Genomic DNA, 13,086 nt, shown 5'->3' with positions numbered 1-13,086 from the left:
CGATGATGAAGCTGCGAACCCTCATCCCAACAGCCAGTCGCGCGGACCTCACAGAACCCGCCAGACCGAGCCATCACCCGGGCCCTCGCCACGGGGGAGAACTCCGACACGCTCATGACGACGCCCCGGTGTAGTTGGCGTACCAGCCTTCAATGCCGCCGGCGGTGTCGCCGACCCGGTCCATGGCCGCACTGAAAGCCTTGACCTTGTCGGCGAGCTCAGGGCGGTGACGCAGCGTGTGCAGGATGGTTCCGTACCGGGCGCACTTGCAGTAAACGGGGTGACGCGACCACTCCTCAACGAAGAGCAGCGCCGCGGCCTCAGCCTGCTCATCGGTGGCATCGGGGTCGTGGGCTGTGGTGACGAGAGCTTCCGGCGCTGCCTGCCACGTGCCCCACCGTCGATGAACGAGGTCTCGGGTGTGAAACTGGAGCATCTCGCGGGTAGTGGCGCTCATGACGCGTCCCCGAGTAGTGGCAGCTGGTCGGACTGCGCGAGCGCGTCCCGGCGGGCGTCGAGCTCGTCGTACAGCTCCTCCAGCACATCGGACACCTCCTGGGGAGAGGTGACCGGCCGCCAGTCCTGGCCGTCGATGTGCAGCTTGACGGTCTCGCCCCGGTCGAGAGCGCCGCGGGCGACGTACTCGAGGAACCCGATGTCGCCGGACCCGGTGGTCAGCGCGGACCCTGATCGTCGTAGGTAGATCATCGGAGTTCCCCCTGGGCTAGCGCAGCGAGCTGCTGGGCGGTCTCTTCGGCGAGCTGCTCGACATCGATCACCGCGAGGACCCGGCGGGCCTCGCCGACAGTCCGCGCGTACGACGGAGCCGCCGAGATCGGAGTGGGGACCGCAACGGCCGGCATCCCCTCGACGCGCGAGCCCCGTGCGGGGCGGCGGGCCGTCCCGGCCGTCGCGGAGTTCTGGAGCGCATCCGCCGCGGCCGCCAGCAGTGCGGAGCGCAGGCGGGCCTCACGCGGCGTGGTTCCCGCGGGCACGATCAGCGCGTCGGTGTTGGCGGACCGGACGTCGCCGGCGGGGTCGATGTAGACGGCAACCATCACAGGCCCCCGTTCAGGTGCACGGCGATGGCCAGCATCACGACCATGAATGCGGCAAGGACGCCGAGGGTGACGTAGAGACAGAACTCGTCCGGCCGCAGAATCGGGCCGTCCGGATTGACTGGTGCGTGCGGCGGCGGGGCCGGGACTTCACCGCGGCCGGCCTGCGAGGCGTACGGCAACGGCGCCGGCAGCGGCCGGTCAGAGTAGGTGTGGGTAGTCATCGGGTCCTCCGTGGCAGGTGGCGAGACGGCTTCACGCCAGTCGCTCGCTCGATCTCGTGGTGCTTGTGGCCCGCCGCGAGCAAGGCCGGGATGTAGTCGACAATCGAGTCGGAGCCGAAAATCTCGTCCGGGACCGGGAGGTCGGCGACGATCAGGTCACGGATCCGACCCAGAACCACCCAATCCGGCACCCGGGCCTCCGGATCCCACGAAATCGCGTGGGACGGGGCAAGGCTCGTCGCGGTCGTGGCGGTGGTCATGACGCCCGCCCCGGATGCGTGATGATCTCCGACAGAGCCACCTGGACAAGCTGGTGACGGCCGAGCCCGAGAGGGCTCGACACCCACACCCACGCCGAAGGCTCACGCGTCGCGAGATGACCGAACCGGTCGATTCCCCGAACGAGACGCTTACGCCGGCCGGTGTGAGCCACAGCGTGGACACCAGCGCAGATCTCCGCCGCCGGGCGAGTATCGGGAACCATCACTCCTCACCCGCCTTCGGGTTCAGAGCCGACTCAGCAACACACGAATGCCACGACACCGCGCGGACCGTCGCCACAGGGTTCTTGCCGTCCCCGTTGTAAAACCGCAGCTCAGTCCCCTCGGGCCGAGAGTAAGTGGTATGCCTCTCAGCCAGTACCCGCAGTTCTCCACCGGAGGCCTGCTTCACGACCCAGACGGTCGGTTTCGGCGAGTCGCCACCAGTCGGGGCCGGCGCAGGACGCGGACCGAACAGGTCCTCCAGTCGCGGACCCAGAGGCCGCGGCGACGTCATCGGGCCGCCAGCGAACTCCTCAGCCTCCACAATCGCCCGCAGATTCTCCAAATGGGCCTCTGCGTCGAACTGGTCATTGACCTCGATCCGGCTCATGACCTCGCCCCCTCACCAGCGGCGGGATCACTCGAAGCGTCTCCCGCCGCCGGGGGCTCTCCTACGCTCGACACACCACACACCAAGCGAGGAGAAGTCTGATGAAGGAGATCCCGCAGTACGTCCCGCAGGGGGCTCGTCACACCGCCGAGCTCGTCGATGCGCTGAACGAGTCGATCCGTCGCGGCGAGCCAGACACCCAGGTCGTACACACAGCGCTCACCGGGCTCATCGCCATCGTTGGCCAGCTTGAGAACATCGTGGCCCCGAACAAGCGCGTCTAGAACTCGATCGTGCTGCCCGGAGGTGTCGATCAGCGGGTTGGCCATCAGTGTCGGACCGAGCGCGACCCTGGTGGCGACAGCGTTGTTGATGCCCGCGCGGACGACGCGGCTGCAGATTTCGGTGGCGGTCTCGATCGCAAGATCGAGTTCCTTCGACTCAGCGTGAATCACGCCAAACGTGCCCATGTTGTGCGTGACCTGCTCGACCTCGGGATGGCTGACGTCCCGGACGTAGACGGTCACCTCCCACTGGTCGTCGCTCAGGGTGATCTCGAGGTGGCGGTCAGGGTCGCCGAGCCACTCGGCCAAGAAGGTGAGCTTCTCGAGCAGAGAATCGATGGCGGTCATGACGCCACCCGAGTATCGCTTTGCGAAGCGGTTGCCGCTCCGGGAATAGCAACGACTTCATGGGCGACGAAGAGGTCCTCCCAGTCGCGGTCTAGTCGAGCGGCAATCGCGCACGCCAGGTCCTCGGTGATGTTCTTGAGCTTCCCTGCCTCAAGCGCGTAGATCGTCGTGTGCGACCGCCGCACCAGGAATGCGAGCTCCCGCTGCGTGTAGCCCTTGGACTTGCGGCACCGGCGCAAGGTCCCGGGGTCCTTGACCTCCATCCAGCACTCCAATCGTTGTCCGCGCCGTCTGGCGCGCTGTGCGGTCATGTCTACTCCTCGGTCTGCGGTGTGGCAACTGTCTTGCAACACTCTATGCGCGCGGTTGCCAGGGCGTCAACCTTTCCAACAACAGCTCAACGGCTACGTTTGTTGAACGTGGTTTGCGAGTACGCCTCGCGGCCTATGGCCCAAGTGACTCGTTCCCGAGGAGAGTTCCGACCGTGAACGCACCCCGAACCCTTCGAGAGCTGCTCGAGGAGGCCTCCGGTTACGGAGAGCTCTCCACGCGTCAGCTTGAGATGAAGGTGGACGCCGCAAGGGAGAAGGGATGGCTTCGGTCGCGTCTGAACCGCGCGACTATCGCGCAAATCCTGAACGGCAGCTACAAGAGCCGCCCGACGGACGACACGATCCGCGCCATCGCCTACCTCGCCGGCGTCACCGACGAGGTCGCGTTCACAGCAGCAGGACGCCGCACCCCGGGCAGGCCGTTCTCGGACGATCTTCCCGACGGTGTCGACGACCTGACGCCCAAGGAACGCGAGGCCGCCGTGTACATGCTGCGAGTCCTCGTCCAACAGCGACGGGAGCTGAACCACCATGAAGACCAGGACACGACGCACTCGCAGAGCGTTACGCCGGCTGATGGCGAAGCTCGGCCTAGCGGAACCCCCATGAAGGGCGCCGACGTCGCCTGGCTCGAAGACCACCGCGCCCCCGACGTCGACGACATGCTCGACCGCGTCACCGCTGAGGCGCGCCGACAAAACGCGGCGGACGAGGAGGGGCGGGACGAGCCGCTCCCGTACGACCCCGAGCAGCTGCACGCCGCACGCGACCTGCCCGGGCCGTCCCAGGGCGAGCTTCGCCGGCGACCCGGCAAGGACGCCGGCGAAGACAACCAAGACCCGGGCGACGACTGGGAGGGGGTGTAACTGTGAGTGCCAAGACTGAGCAGATGCTCGATAAGGGTTTTGGAGGCTGGGACTACATCCGGCCTGAGTTTGTAGCCGAACTCCGCAGCTTCCAGGCTCAGGATCCACAGTTCTTCGCCGACCTCCAGGCGCTAATGAAGCGTGCTCAGGCTGGGACCTGCCGCCGTAAAATCAAGGACAACGGAGTTCACGATGACGGCGATTGGGACTCCCCGATGGCCAGCTCCAACCTGGACATCGGGGAGCTACGTCTTCCGAAGACTGACCTCGGATGGTTAGTCCGGACTTACGTATCAGCGTGTCGCCAGTCGCCCGGGGTCATGGTGGCCCTACTCGTAGGCGACAAGGCTGCCAACGGCTTGGACCGCCTAAATGAGACTCAGAATGAGCACATCGACGAAGCTGGCTCGCGACTCGTGCGCCGCGAGACTGAGTGGTGTGACTAATCTCATACTTTGATGACTCAAGTACAGACACGGGCGGATGTTGCGGTTAACCTCAACATCATGGATGTGTTTGATGACTTGGCGGCTCAGCTCGGCATCGACCCAGACTCCCCAGAGGAGAGACTCGGTCGGGCCTTAGCGCTCGCCGACGATGACTTTCTCGAGACCCTCGTCAGCCTCAGGCGGCAGAAGAGGCTCACGCAGCAAGACGTCGCTGACCGTATGAAGAGGGACAAGTCAGCCGTTAGCAGGTTTGAGAACCTCGGTTCCGATCCGAAGCTCTCGACGATCCGGCGATACGCGCGGGCCATTGGCGTCATGATCGATCACTCTGTGACTGACCATGAAATGGATGCAGAGGCGATCGTGGAGCGGCGCGAGCTTCGGACCCGGTACTTTGAGCCGCCAAGAGTGCGATCTGTCCAGCCCGACGCTGCGGCATCGTCTACCCAGGGGGCCTCGTACCGCACATTCGGCACGGTGCGGGCATGAAAGATGTTGCCTCCGCGCCACGCCAGATTGATCACGTGGATGATCTCCTGAAGCTGGTGGCGAAAGTCAGCAGCCGAGTTCTCTGGAAGACCAGTGGCCGAGAGGAAGCCCTGGTGGGGATGGAACATCACTCTATCGAGCCACTCCCCGATGAGAGCCTCAGCATCGGTCTTGCTGTGGCTCGCAGCGCAACTCAGCTGAGCGTACGAGTGAGCGTGGTGATTCATGCCTCGGGGGTTTATGCCAGGGCTGACACCGCCACGACGTACGAGTGGGAGGAAGAAGTGGAAGTCTCTGATGAGTGCGCGCGCGAACTCCTACGCCGAGATGGCGTACCAAGGGCTCTAGCTACTTCCTGTGCCCATGTTGTTGAAGCGGCAATGATAGTCGGGGCGGACGTCGAGAATCCAGCGTTGCGGTTCCAGCAGGAGGTCATTGACATGGTGGATTCAGACTCGGTGTTCGAGTAATCACACGTCTGTAACCCCAGCTCAGCGCCCCTTTGTGTCGTACCCACGTGGTCTTCTCTGGCCATGCGAGAACACCGTTACCACCCGTGGCGGGCTCTGCGGGGCCTGCCGCACGTCACCCTGAGGTGGTCCGCGGCCGTCGCGAGGGGAAGCGTCGACGGCCACACGATCACCCTCCACCCGCTCCTCACCCAGGCCGAACGACGCTCAACGCTGACACACGAGCTGGTGCACCTCGAGCGCGGGCCGGCACCATCTCACCGTGCCGTCCGGGAGGAGCAGCTGGTGGAGGAGATTGCCGCGCGCCGGCTCGTCGGCCTGGAGGACCTCGCCGACGCGATCGTCTGGCACGGCGGCTACGCACACGACTGCATGGCTGACGATCTCTGGGTAGACCGCGCGATCCTCGTCGCGCGGATCCGAGCCCTGCGTCCGGACGAGCGCGCCTACATTGAACAGATCGTCGCCCGACGTGAGGAGACCGCGTGACCGAGCTCGAGCGCAAGATCATGGGGTTCGAGGGTCGCTGGTGGCGGCTGGCCGGGTCCAAGGACGCCGCGATCCGCGAAGAGCTCGACCTCGCCCCGACTCGCTACTACCAGCTGCTGCACCAGCTCGTGGGCCGGGAGGACGTCCTCGCCGCGTACCCGGTACTCGTCCATCGCCTCCGCCGCCGAATGGCCCGCCGCGCCGCGCGGCCGACGGTCGGCACACTTAACCTCGACTAGGAGATGGCCAGTGGCCGTACAGCGCAGAGAGCGGGCCGGGAAGGTCCGCTGGGTCGGCCGCTACCGCGGCCCCGATGGCGCCGAGCGATCCCGCACCTTCGACACAAAGAAGGAAGCCACCGCGTGGATGGCCGAGCGCGAGCGCGAGAAGCGGCGAGGGGAGTGGATAGCCCCGGAGTCCCAACAGGTGACGCTCGGCGAGCTAGTCCAGGCGCACGCTGAACGAGCCACCAACTCGCGCACCCGGGCCTCCCGGCAGTTCGCCGCCGGCAACCTCGGGCCCCTCGACGGGGCGCCACTGGGCAAAATCCAACCGTCGGATGTGCGGGCATGGGCTGACTCACTCACGCAGCGACGGCCTTGGGTGCCCAATGGTCGGCCGTTGAGCAAATCGTCGGCAGGTTCGGTGCTCCAGACTGTGTCGACTGTGCTGAACCTCGCGGTGATGGACGGGTTGATCGTTAAGTCGCCCGCCCGGAGTGTCCGCCCAGCAACGGGATCGTCAGTGGCGGTGGACCCCTCGTCGCTGATCACCTGGGACCAGATCCAGGCGATCCGGAAAGAGGCGAAGGAGACCGTTGCTGCGGCGATCACCCTCGGCGCGGCGACTGGCCTGCGAGGTGGCGAGCTCGGAGGTCTGCGGGTCTCGTCGGTCGATTTCCTCCGGCACGAGGTGCATGTCACCCACCAGTCGCAGGGTCGATCGTCGCCGTGGTCCTGGGAGGAGCTCAAGAGCGACAAGGCACAACGGGTGGTGCCGTTGACCGACGACGCGGGGGAGGCGCTTGCGCGGATGCTGCACGGAGCCGGTCGCGGCCCCAGCGAGCCGCTGTTTCTCACGCGGCGCGGCGGGCAGTTCACGTCGAACACCTTGGGGTCGTCGTTCACCGCGGCACGCGACCGGGCGAAGGTCACCGCGTTCACCTTCCACGACCTCCGCCACTTCTATGCGTCGGCGTTAATCTCGGCGGGGGTCTCGATCAGGGGGGTGGCGGATCTGCTCGGGCACGAGGACCCGGCGCTGACGCTGCGGGTCTACACGAAGCTGTTCCCAGGGGACCGAGAGAGGGCCCGGGCGGCGATCTCGGACGTAATGCGGGACCAGAGCGGGACCAGCGACGCGAGCGGGGTGGAGAGCCAGTAAATCCGACGCAGGTCAGAGGCTGTTTGGCTCCCCCGCCAGGACTCGAACCTGAAATATCTGAACCAAAATCAGAAGTGTTGCCGATTACACCACGGGGGAACGACCCTATCGGGGTCGGTAACAGTCTGGCATACGTCACGGGGTCGATTGGTGCAGACCTGCTCGCACCGGTGGGCCCCGTTCCGGTGCGGTGGGCAAGGGGCGGAGGGCGACCGTCCGCGGTTCCCGGGCCCCGTCGTGCGAACTCGCAGCCGAGGCTGCTGTCGGATGGACTGACCCTTTTCGGTCGTGACGATCGGAACGCTCGACAGCAGAGGCGGCCGGTCAGAGACTTCCGGGGGTTCTCGCGAATGTGTGGTCGGCGACCTTGCGCAGGCTTGTGTAACCGTGGTTGCATAATCGCAGACCCCGTGGGCTGGTGGTGACCGCCGTGCTCGCGGGCCCAGCGAGGAGAGTGATGAGGCCGCCAATGATCTCTTCGCACGTCGTCGCTGGTGCTGTGGGTTCTCTCCGCCGGGGACCGACATGAACGGCGCGGAGACGGGATCGATCGGAGGGGAGTGGGTTCTGATGAGCTATCGGATACCACGTGAACCCTCTACCCGGCGCATCGCCGTGTGGCGGAAGCTCAAGAAGCTCGGGGTGGCGCAGATCGGTGACGGGTTGGTTGCGCTTCCCGCCGACGCGCGCACCCGGGAGCACCTGGACTGGATCGCCGACGAGGTCCTGGAAGCCGGGGGCTCCGCCACCGTGTGGTTGGCGCGGCCCGCCTCCCGGGGTCAGGAACGTCGCCTGGTGGAGGGGATGATCCGGGCTCGGGCGGCCGAGTACCTCGCTGTGCACGAGGAGGCCGTCGCTGCCCGCGTGTCTGACGATTCCGAACGCCGCCGCGCGCTCACTCGTCTGCGGTCCCAACTCCGCCGGATCTCCCGCCGGGACTACTTCCCCCCTCCCGAACGTCACTCGGCCCGAGCGGCTGTCGAAGATCTGCATCCCGACCGCACAACCCAGGAGGACTGATGAAGTGGTCGACCCGCGCCGGTATCCACATAGACCGGGCCGCGTGTGCCTGGCTGATCCTCCGGCATGTCGACGCAGAGGCCCAGTTCGTGTTCGTCACCGAACCCGCGGACGTGCCCGCCGACGCCACCCCGTTCGACATGCGCGGCGTCGAGTTGGGCCACCACGGCGGGGACTGCAGCTTCGAGACGATCCTGCGCCACTACGAGCTCACCGATCAGGTGCTCTGGAAGATCGCCGAGATCGTCCACGAGGCCGACCTGGACGACGAGAGGTACGACGCCCCCGAGGCCCCCGGATTGGACGTGATCCTGCGTGGGCTGTCGATGATCGGTGGCGATGAACAGACCCTGGCCGTGTCCGGTCCCGTCTTCGACGGGCTGTACGAGTACTACCGCCGTCAGGTTCTCCTCGGACGGGAGCCGGCATGAGCACCGACTCCCACCAGCCCCCTGTCGATGCCGGTGAGGCCCCTGTTGCCACGGCCGCCGCGCGCGACCTCGTCCCCTTCCGCTCGGCCCTCCGGGTGTGGTTCCTGATCTCCCTGCAGACCTTCGGAGGTCCGGCCGGTCAGATCGCGGTCATGCAGCGAGTCCTGGTCGAGGACCGGCGCTGGATCGGGCAGCGGCGGTTCAACCACGCGCTCAACTACTGCATGCTGTTGCCCGGCCCCGAGGCCCAGCAGCTCTCGATCTATCTCGGGTGGTTGCTCAACGGCACTCGCGGTGGCATCGCGGCGGGGACCCTGTTCGTGTTGCCCGGCGTGGTCGCACTCGGAGCCCTCTCGGCGGTCTACGTCGCCTTCGGGGACACCACCGCCGTCGCGGCCGTCTTCGCGGGGCTCGCCCCGGCGGTGTTGGCCATCGTCGCCCAGGCCGTGTTGAGGGTGGCCAGGAGGTCTCTCACTCGCCCGGCCCTGATCGCTCTCGCGGGTGGGTCGTTCGCCGCGCTCGCCCTGTTCGCGGTGCCGTTCCCGGTGGTGATCGCCGTGGCCGCTCTCGCCGGTTGGCTGCTCTCGCGCCGCGACCCGGACTTCGCGCACCCGCCTCAGGGTGACGGCGACCAGGACGAGACCGCCCCCGTCATCTCCGACGACGCGCTCCACGATGACCGGCCGAGCTCCGGCCGCGTGGTGAGGATCCTGGCGATCGGGCTGGGATTGTGGGCGGCGCCGATCGCCGCGGTGACCGTGATCTTCGGATCCGACAGCATCTTCACCACCCAGGGACTGTTCTTCTCGTTCTCCGCCCTGGTCACCTTCGGAGGCGCGTACGCGGTGCTGGCCTTCATCGCCCAACAGGCGGTGGAGACGTACGGATGGTTGGCGCCGGGGGAGATGGTGCGCGGACTGGCGTTGGCGGAGACCACCCCGGGGCCGCTGATCATGGTGGTGCAGTTCGTCGCGTTCCTGGCCGCCTACCGCAACCCCGGGGGTCTCGACCCCTGGGTCGCCGCCACCCTGGGAGCCCTCCTGGTCACCTGGGTCACCTTCGTCCCGAGCTTCCTGTTCATCCTGCTGGGAGCGCCGTACGTCGAGCGGTTGCGCCACAACGTGGCCATCTCGGCCGCGCTCGCGGGCATCACCGCTGCCGTGGTGGGGGTGATCGCCAACCTCGCGCTCTACTTCGCACTCAACACCCTGTTCACCGCCACCAGCATCTGGACCTGGGGTCCTCTCCGGATCACCATTCCCGACGCCGCATCGGTGAATCCCGTGGCAGTGGGCATCACCCTTGTCGCGCTCGTGCTGACCTTCGTCCTGCGCTGGCCGATCCTGCGGGTGCTCGGGGTGTGCGCCCTGCTGGGCCCGGCCAGTCTGCTGATCCCCCTGTGAGCGGGGCCGTCTAGTCTCGGGGGGACGGGCGAAAGGGTTGATGATGACGGGCGAGGCCATTCCGGCTCCGAGAACCAGGATGACGGCGGCCAAGCGACGGCAGCAGCTGGTCGAGGTGGGCCGCCGGATCTTCGCGGAGTACGGCTACGATTCCGCGACGGTGGAGGAGATCGCGGCTGTCGCCGGGGTCTCCAAGCCGGTGGTCTACGAGCACTTCGGCGGCAAGGAGGGCCTCTACGCCGTGGTGTGTGACCGCGAGCTGGCGTACCTCGGTGCCGAGATCACCGAGTCCCTGCAGGGCGAGGGGTCCCGGCGCCGGATCGAGCGCGCCGCCATGGCGTTGCTGCGTTACGTCGAGGAACGCACCGACGGGTTCAGGATCCTCGTCCGCGAGTCGTCGACGGCCCCCGGGGGGTCGTACTCCACCCTGCTCAACGACGCGACGGCGAGCGTGACGTACATCCTCGAGGAGGAGTTCGTGAACCGGGGCTTCGACCCCGTCACCGCGAGCGTGTACGCGCAGGCGTTGGTGGGAATGGTGTCCGGTACCGCGCAGTGGTGGCTGGACGTGCGCACCCCGCCCAAGGAGGAGGTGGCCGCGCACATCGTCAACCTGTGCTTCAACGGGCTCTCCCACCTCGACCCGAGGCCGACCCTCGAGGCCGAGGTGCGGGACAAGTACACCGGGCCGAGCAACCCGGAGGGGGCACTGGTCGGCCGCGATCTGCGCCCGGGGCCGGGTCGGCCGTAGCCCGTCCCCGCGACCGGCGCGGGGTTCAGGCCATGGCCGGCGAGGGCAGACGCCCGGCATCCGCCCGCAGCCTGAACGCGACGGCCACCATGACGGCGCCCACGGCCAGCCCGAACCAGCCGGCGAAGATCACGAACGTGCCGATGGCCGAGGGGCCGACCAGGCCGAGGCCGATGCCGAGCGCGATGAGCACCGCCCCCAGTGCGCCCATGATCCACGAGTCCGAGATCTCGTGACGCAGTGTCCGCGCCCCGTAGGCCACGAGTGCTCCCGAGACCACGAGCCAGGCGGCGAACACCAGCGTGAGCGCCGTGGCGGACAGTCCGGGCCAGAACAACACGACCATCCCGAGCACGATGACACCGGCGCCGGTGGCGATCAGTCCACCCCGGCCCCGGTGCTCGCCCGGCAGGGCCAGCCCGGTGGTGACGGTCATGGCGCCGTCGCCGATCGCGAACGCGGCCACCAGGAACACGGCGAGCGTCATGCCGGCGCCCGTATCGGACCCGGGGGCGACGAGTGCCGTGGCGCCGAGCGTGAGGGCCAGCCCTCCGCGGATCAGTTGAACCCACCAGTTGCGGGTGAGGGAATCGATCATGTCGTCCACCTTTCGGGCGGTGGCCTCTCGCCATCGCGATACTGTAGTGATCACTACAGTAGGACTCCGGGCACGCACGGACAATGAGGCGCTGGACACAGGACCGGGAGGCAGCATGGCCGAGGAGGGGACCGTGGGGGACCAGGTGAGCGGGAACAGGCGCACGCGGGCGAAGGGTCGCGAGTCCAGACGGAGGATCCTCGAGGCCGCCGCTGCCGTGGCCGGGGAGCGCGGGTACGAGGGGACCAGCATCGCGCAGGTCAGCAAGGTCAGCGGGCTCCCCGCGAGTTCGATCTACTGGCACTTCGCCGACAAGGACGCCCTCCTGGCCGCTGTGGTGGAGGAGAGCATCGAGCTGTGGCTGGGCCAGGTGACCCGGGGCCAGGGGGACTCGCTCGCCGAGCGGGTGACCGATCTGTGCCTGGGGGTGGCCAGGACGTTCTCGGAGTCGCCGGACTTCCTGCGACTGGTCTTGATGCTGGCGTTGGAACGGCGCCCCGTGGAGCCGGCGGCCCGCGAGATCTACCTGCGGCTGCGCGCGGAGGCGATAGGACGGATCGCGGAGGAACTCGCACTCGTGCGGCCAGGGCTGGCTGCCGCGGACGCGCGGCTCGTGGCGACGTATGCACTCGGTGGTGGCGACGGGATCTTCCTCGCGTCGTTGACCGGGGACGCCGACGTGCCAGCGCTGTTCCGGCTGCACGCGGAGGCGATCGTGCACCTGGTCGAGCAGGCGGAGGCCGCGGGGTCCTGATCGCAGGGCGCGGTGAGACGAGCGATCGTGGGTTCAGCGGCGGAAGACCTCGAGGAGGAAGCCCTCCTCTCGGTGGTGCGCCAGGAGGGTGAGATCGCCGCGCTCGGCCAGCGCGGCGTGGACGTCCTCGCCGGTGCAGGCGTGGTCGGGGGATCGGCCCAGCCAGTGACAGGCCACCACCGTCCCGCCCGGCTCGACCAGCCGCAGCAGCCCGGTGAGGAGCCCGTCCAGCTCCGCGACCGGGGTGTAGTAGAGGAACTCCGACAGGACCAGCAGGTCGCAGGTGGCGCGCGGCCACGGGTCGAGAGCGTCGGCGGTACGGACGTGGGCAGTGGTCACCCCGGCGCGGGCGAGTCGACGGCGGGCCTCCTCCGCGGCGGTGTCGACCACGTCCACCCCGTGGACCTCGTCGCAGCGCGCGGCCAACATCTCGGTGAGCACGCCCACCGAGCACGCGGGCTCGAAGCACACCCGGTACCGCTGCTCGGGCAGCGACGCCACTATCAGCCCGTAGCGGCGCAGCTCGTACCAGGCGGTCGCGAAGTCCCAGGGATCTGACGAGTCGGAGTACATCGACTCGAAGTAGTGGCCGGGAGTGCTCACCAGAACACCGTCTCCTCTCGGGTGACCAGACGGTCGAGGACCCAGTCCGGCAGGATCGCCTCGTCACCACTCCGGTCGGACAGTGGCGCGACCTGGGTGACGAACTCGGACACGGCAGCCCGCTTGGCGGCGAGCTCGTGGTCGGTGAGCACCACCCGGCGGCGCCGCGCCCACGGCACCCGCGGGTCCCCGGGTGCGGCCCAGTGCCAGGCCCACACCGGGTACTCGACGAGCCGGGCTCCGGTGGCGGCGCAGGCGTCG

General features: G+C 67.7%; 22 protein-coding genes, 1 tRNA gene and 1 pseudogene. 12 read left to right on the top strand and 12 right to left on the bottom strand.

Annotated features, from left to right (window positions below; genetic code table 11):
• Positions 1 to 112: 112 nt before the first annotated feature.
• The 8 genes from G6031_RS09450 to G6031_RS09415 form a co-directional block, all read right to left on the bottom strand.
• Entirely contained in the window at positions 113 to 457 is a 345-nt protein-coding gene (locus tag G6031_RS09450) for a hypothetical protein (protein WP_182653118.1), read from the bottom strand.
• Positions 454 to 708, bottom strand: a complete 255-nt coding sequence (locus G6031_RS09445; protein WP_182653117.1) for a hypothetical protein — start codon at positions 706 to 708, stop codon at positions 454 to 456. Before G6031_RS09445 ends, G6031_RS09450 begins: the two co-directional genes overlap by 4 nt.
• Entirely contained in the window at positions 705 to 1,058 is a 354-nt protein-coding gene (locus G6031_RS09440; RefSeq protein WP_241737280.1) for a hypothetical protein, read from the bottom strand. The genes G6031_RS09445 and G6031_RS09440 overlap by 4 nt, the downstream gene beginning before the upstream one ends.
• Positions 1,058 to 1,282, bottom strand: a complete 225-nt coding sequence (locus G6031_RS09435; RefSeq protein ID WP_182653116.1) for a hypothetical protein — start codon at positions 1,280 to 1,282, stop codon at positions 1,058 to 1,060. Before G6031_RS09435 ends, G6031_RS09440 begins: the two co-directional genes overlap by 1 nt.
• Positions 1,279 to 1,542, bottom strand: a complete 264-nt coding sequence (locus G6031_RS09430) for a hypothetical protein (protein WP_182653115.1) — start codon at positions 1,540 to 1,542, stop codon at positions 1,279 to 1,281. The genes G6031_RS09435 and G6031_RS09430 overlap by 4 nt, the downstream gene beginning before the upstream one ends.
• A 223-nt stretch (positions 1,543 to 1,765) precedes the next feature.
• Positions 1,766 to 2,155 (bottom strand): hypothetical protein, encoded by a 390-nt coding sequence (locus G6031_RS09425; protein WP_182653114.1) that lies wholly within the window; start codon positions 2,153 to 2,155, stop codon positions 1,766 to 1,768.
• Positions 2,152 to 2,787, bottom strand: a complete 636-nt coding sequence (locus tag G6031_RS09420) for a hypothetical protein (RefSeq protein WP_182653113.1) — start codon at positions 2,785 to 2,787, stop codon at positions 2,152 to 2,154. The genes G6031_RS09425 and G6031_RS09420 overlap by 4 nt, the downstream gene beginning before the upstream one ends.
• Positions 2,784 to 3,098: a helix-turn-helix transcriptional regulator gene (locus tag G6031_RS09415; RefSeq protein WP_241737279.1), complete on the bottom strand. Its 315-nt coding sequence runs from the start codon at positions 3,096 to 3,098 to the stop codon at positions 2,784 to 2,786. The genes G6031_RS09420 and G6031_RS09415 overlap by 4 nt, the downstream gene beginning before the upstream one ends.
• A gap of 173 nt (positions 3,099 to 3,271) precedes the next feature.
• Between G6031_RS09415 and G6031_RS09410 the strand changes: the two genes are divergently transcribed.
• From G6031_RS09410 to G6031_RS09380, 7 genes are all read left to right on the top strand, one after another.
• Entirely contained in the window at positions 3,272 to 3,985 is a 714-nt protein-coding gene (locus tag G6031_RS09410) for a hypothetical protein (RefSeq protein WP_182653112.1), read from the top strand.
• Between the two features lie 2 nt (positions 3,986 to 3,987).
• A complete protein-coding gene (locus G6031_RS09405; RefSeq protein WP_182653111.1) occupies positions 3,988 to 4,431 on the top strand; it encodes a hypothetical protein in 444 nt (147 codons plus the stop codon).
• Positions 4,432 to 4,443: 12 nt separating this feature from the next.
• The gene (locus G6031_RS09400; protein WP_241737278.1) at positions 4,444 to 4,923 is read left to right on the top strand and encodes a helix-turn-helix transcriptional regulator; all 480 of its coding nucleotides are present in this window, start codon (positions 4,444 to 4,446) and stop codon (positions 4,921 to 4,923) included.
• A 35-nt stretch (positions 4,924 to 4,958) separates the two neighbouring features.
• Entirely contained in the window at positions 4,959 to 5,393 is a 435-nt protein-coding gene (locus G6031_RS09395) for a hypothetical protein (protein WP_182653110.1), read from the top strand.
• Positions 5,394 to 5,456: 63 nt separating this feature from the next.
• The gene (locus G6031_RS09390; RefSeq protein ID WP_182653109.1) at positions 5,457 to 5,882 is read left to right on the top strand and encodes an ImmA/IrrE family metallo-endopeptidase; all 426 of its coding nucleotides are present in this window, start codon (positions 5,457 to 5,459) and stop codon (positions 5,880 to 5,882) included.
• Positions 5,879 to 6,121: a DUF3263 domain-containing protein gene (locus G6031_RS09385; protein WP_206682156.1), complete on the top strand. Its 243-nt coding sequence runs from the start codon at positions 5,879 to 5,881 to the stop codon at positions 6,119 to 6,121. Before G6031_RS09390 ends, G6031_RS09385 begins: the two co-directional genes overlap by 4 nt.
• 187 nt (positions 6,122 to 6,308) lie before the next feature.
• The gene (locus G6031_RS09380; RefSeq protein WP_182653108.1) at positions 6,309 to 7,265 is read left to right on the top strand and encodes a site-specific integrase; all 957 of its coding nucleotides are present in this window, start codon (positions 6,309 to 6,311) and stop codon (positions 7,263 to 7,265) included.
• 24 nt (positions 7,266 to 7,289) lie between these two features.
• Here the strand turns inward: G6031_RS09380 and G6031_RS09375 are convergent.
• Positions 7,290 to 7,364, bottom strand: a tRNA-Gln gene (locus G6031_RS09375).
• A 426-nt stretch (positions 7,365 to 7,790) separates the two neighbouring features.
• On the opposite strand from G6031_RS09375, the gene G6031_RS09370 reads away from it, so the two are divergent.
• From G6031_RS09370 to G6031_RS09355, 4 genes are all read left to right on the top strand, one after another.
• Positions 7,791 to 8,285: a Chromate resistance protein ChrB gene (locus tag G6031_RS09370; RefSeq protein WP_182653107.1), complete on the top strand. Its 495-nt coding sequence runs from the start codon at positions 7,791 to 7,793 to the stop codon at positions 8,283 to 8,285.
• Complete coding sequence (locus G6031_RS09365; RefSeq protein WP_182653106.1) at positions 8,285 to 8,716, top strand: chromate resistance protein ChrB domain-containing protein; 432 nt, start codon at positions 8,285 to 8,287, stop codon at positions 8,714 to 8,716. Before G6031_RS09370 ends, G6031_RS09365 begins: the two co-directional genes overlap by 1 nt.
• Positions 8,713 to 10,119: a chromate efflux transporter gene (gene chrA, locus G6031_RS09360; RefSeq protein ID WP_182653105.1), complete on the top strand. Its 1,407-nt coding sequence runs from the start codon at positions 8,713 to 8,715 to the stop codon at positions 10,117 to 10,119. The genes G6031_RS09365 and chrA overlap by 4 nt, the downstream gene beginning before the upstream one ends.
• A gap of 79 nt (positions 10,120 to 10,198) precedes the next feature.
• On the top strand, positions 10,199 to 10,870 hold the full coding sequence (locus G6031_RS09355) for a TetR/AcrR family transcriptional regulator (RefSeq protein WP_241730788.1): 672 nt from the start codon (positions 10,199 to 10,201) through the stop codon (positions 10,868 to 10,870).
• Positions 10,871 to 10,895: 25 nt separating this feature from the next.
• Here the strand turns inward: G6031_RS09355 and G6031_RS09350 are convergent, their stop codons facing one another.
• Entirely contained in the window at positions 10,896 to 11,468 is a 573-nt protein-coding gene (locus tag G6031_RS09350; RefSeq protein WP_182610983.1) for a DUF308 domain-containing protein, read from the bottom strand.
• Between the two features lie 115 nt (positions 11,469 to 11,583).
• On the opposite strand from G6031_RS09350, the gene G6031_RS09345 reads away from it, so the two are divergent.
• On the top strand, positions 11,584 to 12,222 hold the full coding sequence (locus G6031_RS09345) for a TetR/AcrR family transcriptional regulator (RefSeq protein ID WP_182653104.1): 639 nt from the start codon (positions 11,584 to 11,586) through the stop codon (positions 12,220 to 12,222).
• Between the two features lie 33 nt (positions 12,223 to 12,255).
• On the opposite strand, the gene G6031_RS09340 is transcribed toward G6031_RS09345, so the two are convergent.
• Positions 12,256 to 12,825: a class I SAM-dependent methyltransferase gene (locus G6031_RS09340; RefSeq protein WP_179525794.1), complete on the bottom strand. Its 570-nt coding sequence runs from the start codon at positions 12,823 to 12,825 to the stop codon at positions 12,256 to 12,258.
• A pseudogene (locus tag G6031_RS09335) lies at positions 12,822 to 13,086 on the bottom strand (PIG-L family deacetylase); the annotation flags it as partial. The pseudogene G6031_RS09335 and the gene G6031_RS09340, both read right to left, overlap by 4 nt.

Source organism: Dietzia sp. CQ4, assembly GCF_014145125.1.
Lineage (GTDB): Bacteria > Actinomycetota > Actinomycetes > Mycobacteriales > Mycobacteriaceae > Dietzia > Dietzia natronolimnaea.
Note: the sequence above shows the minus strand (reverse complement) of the source record. Positions and strands in the feature narration are given on the sequence as shown.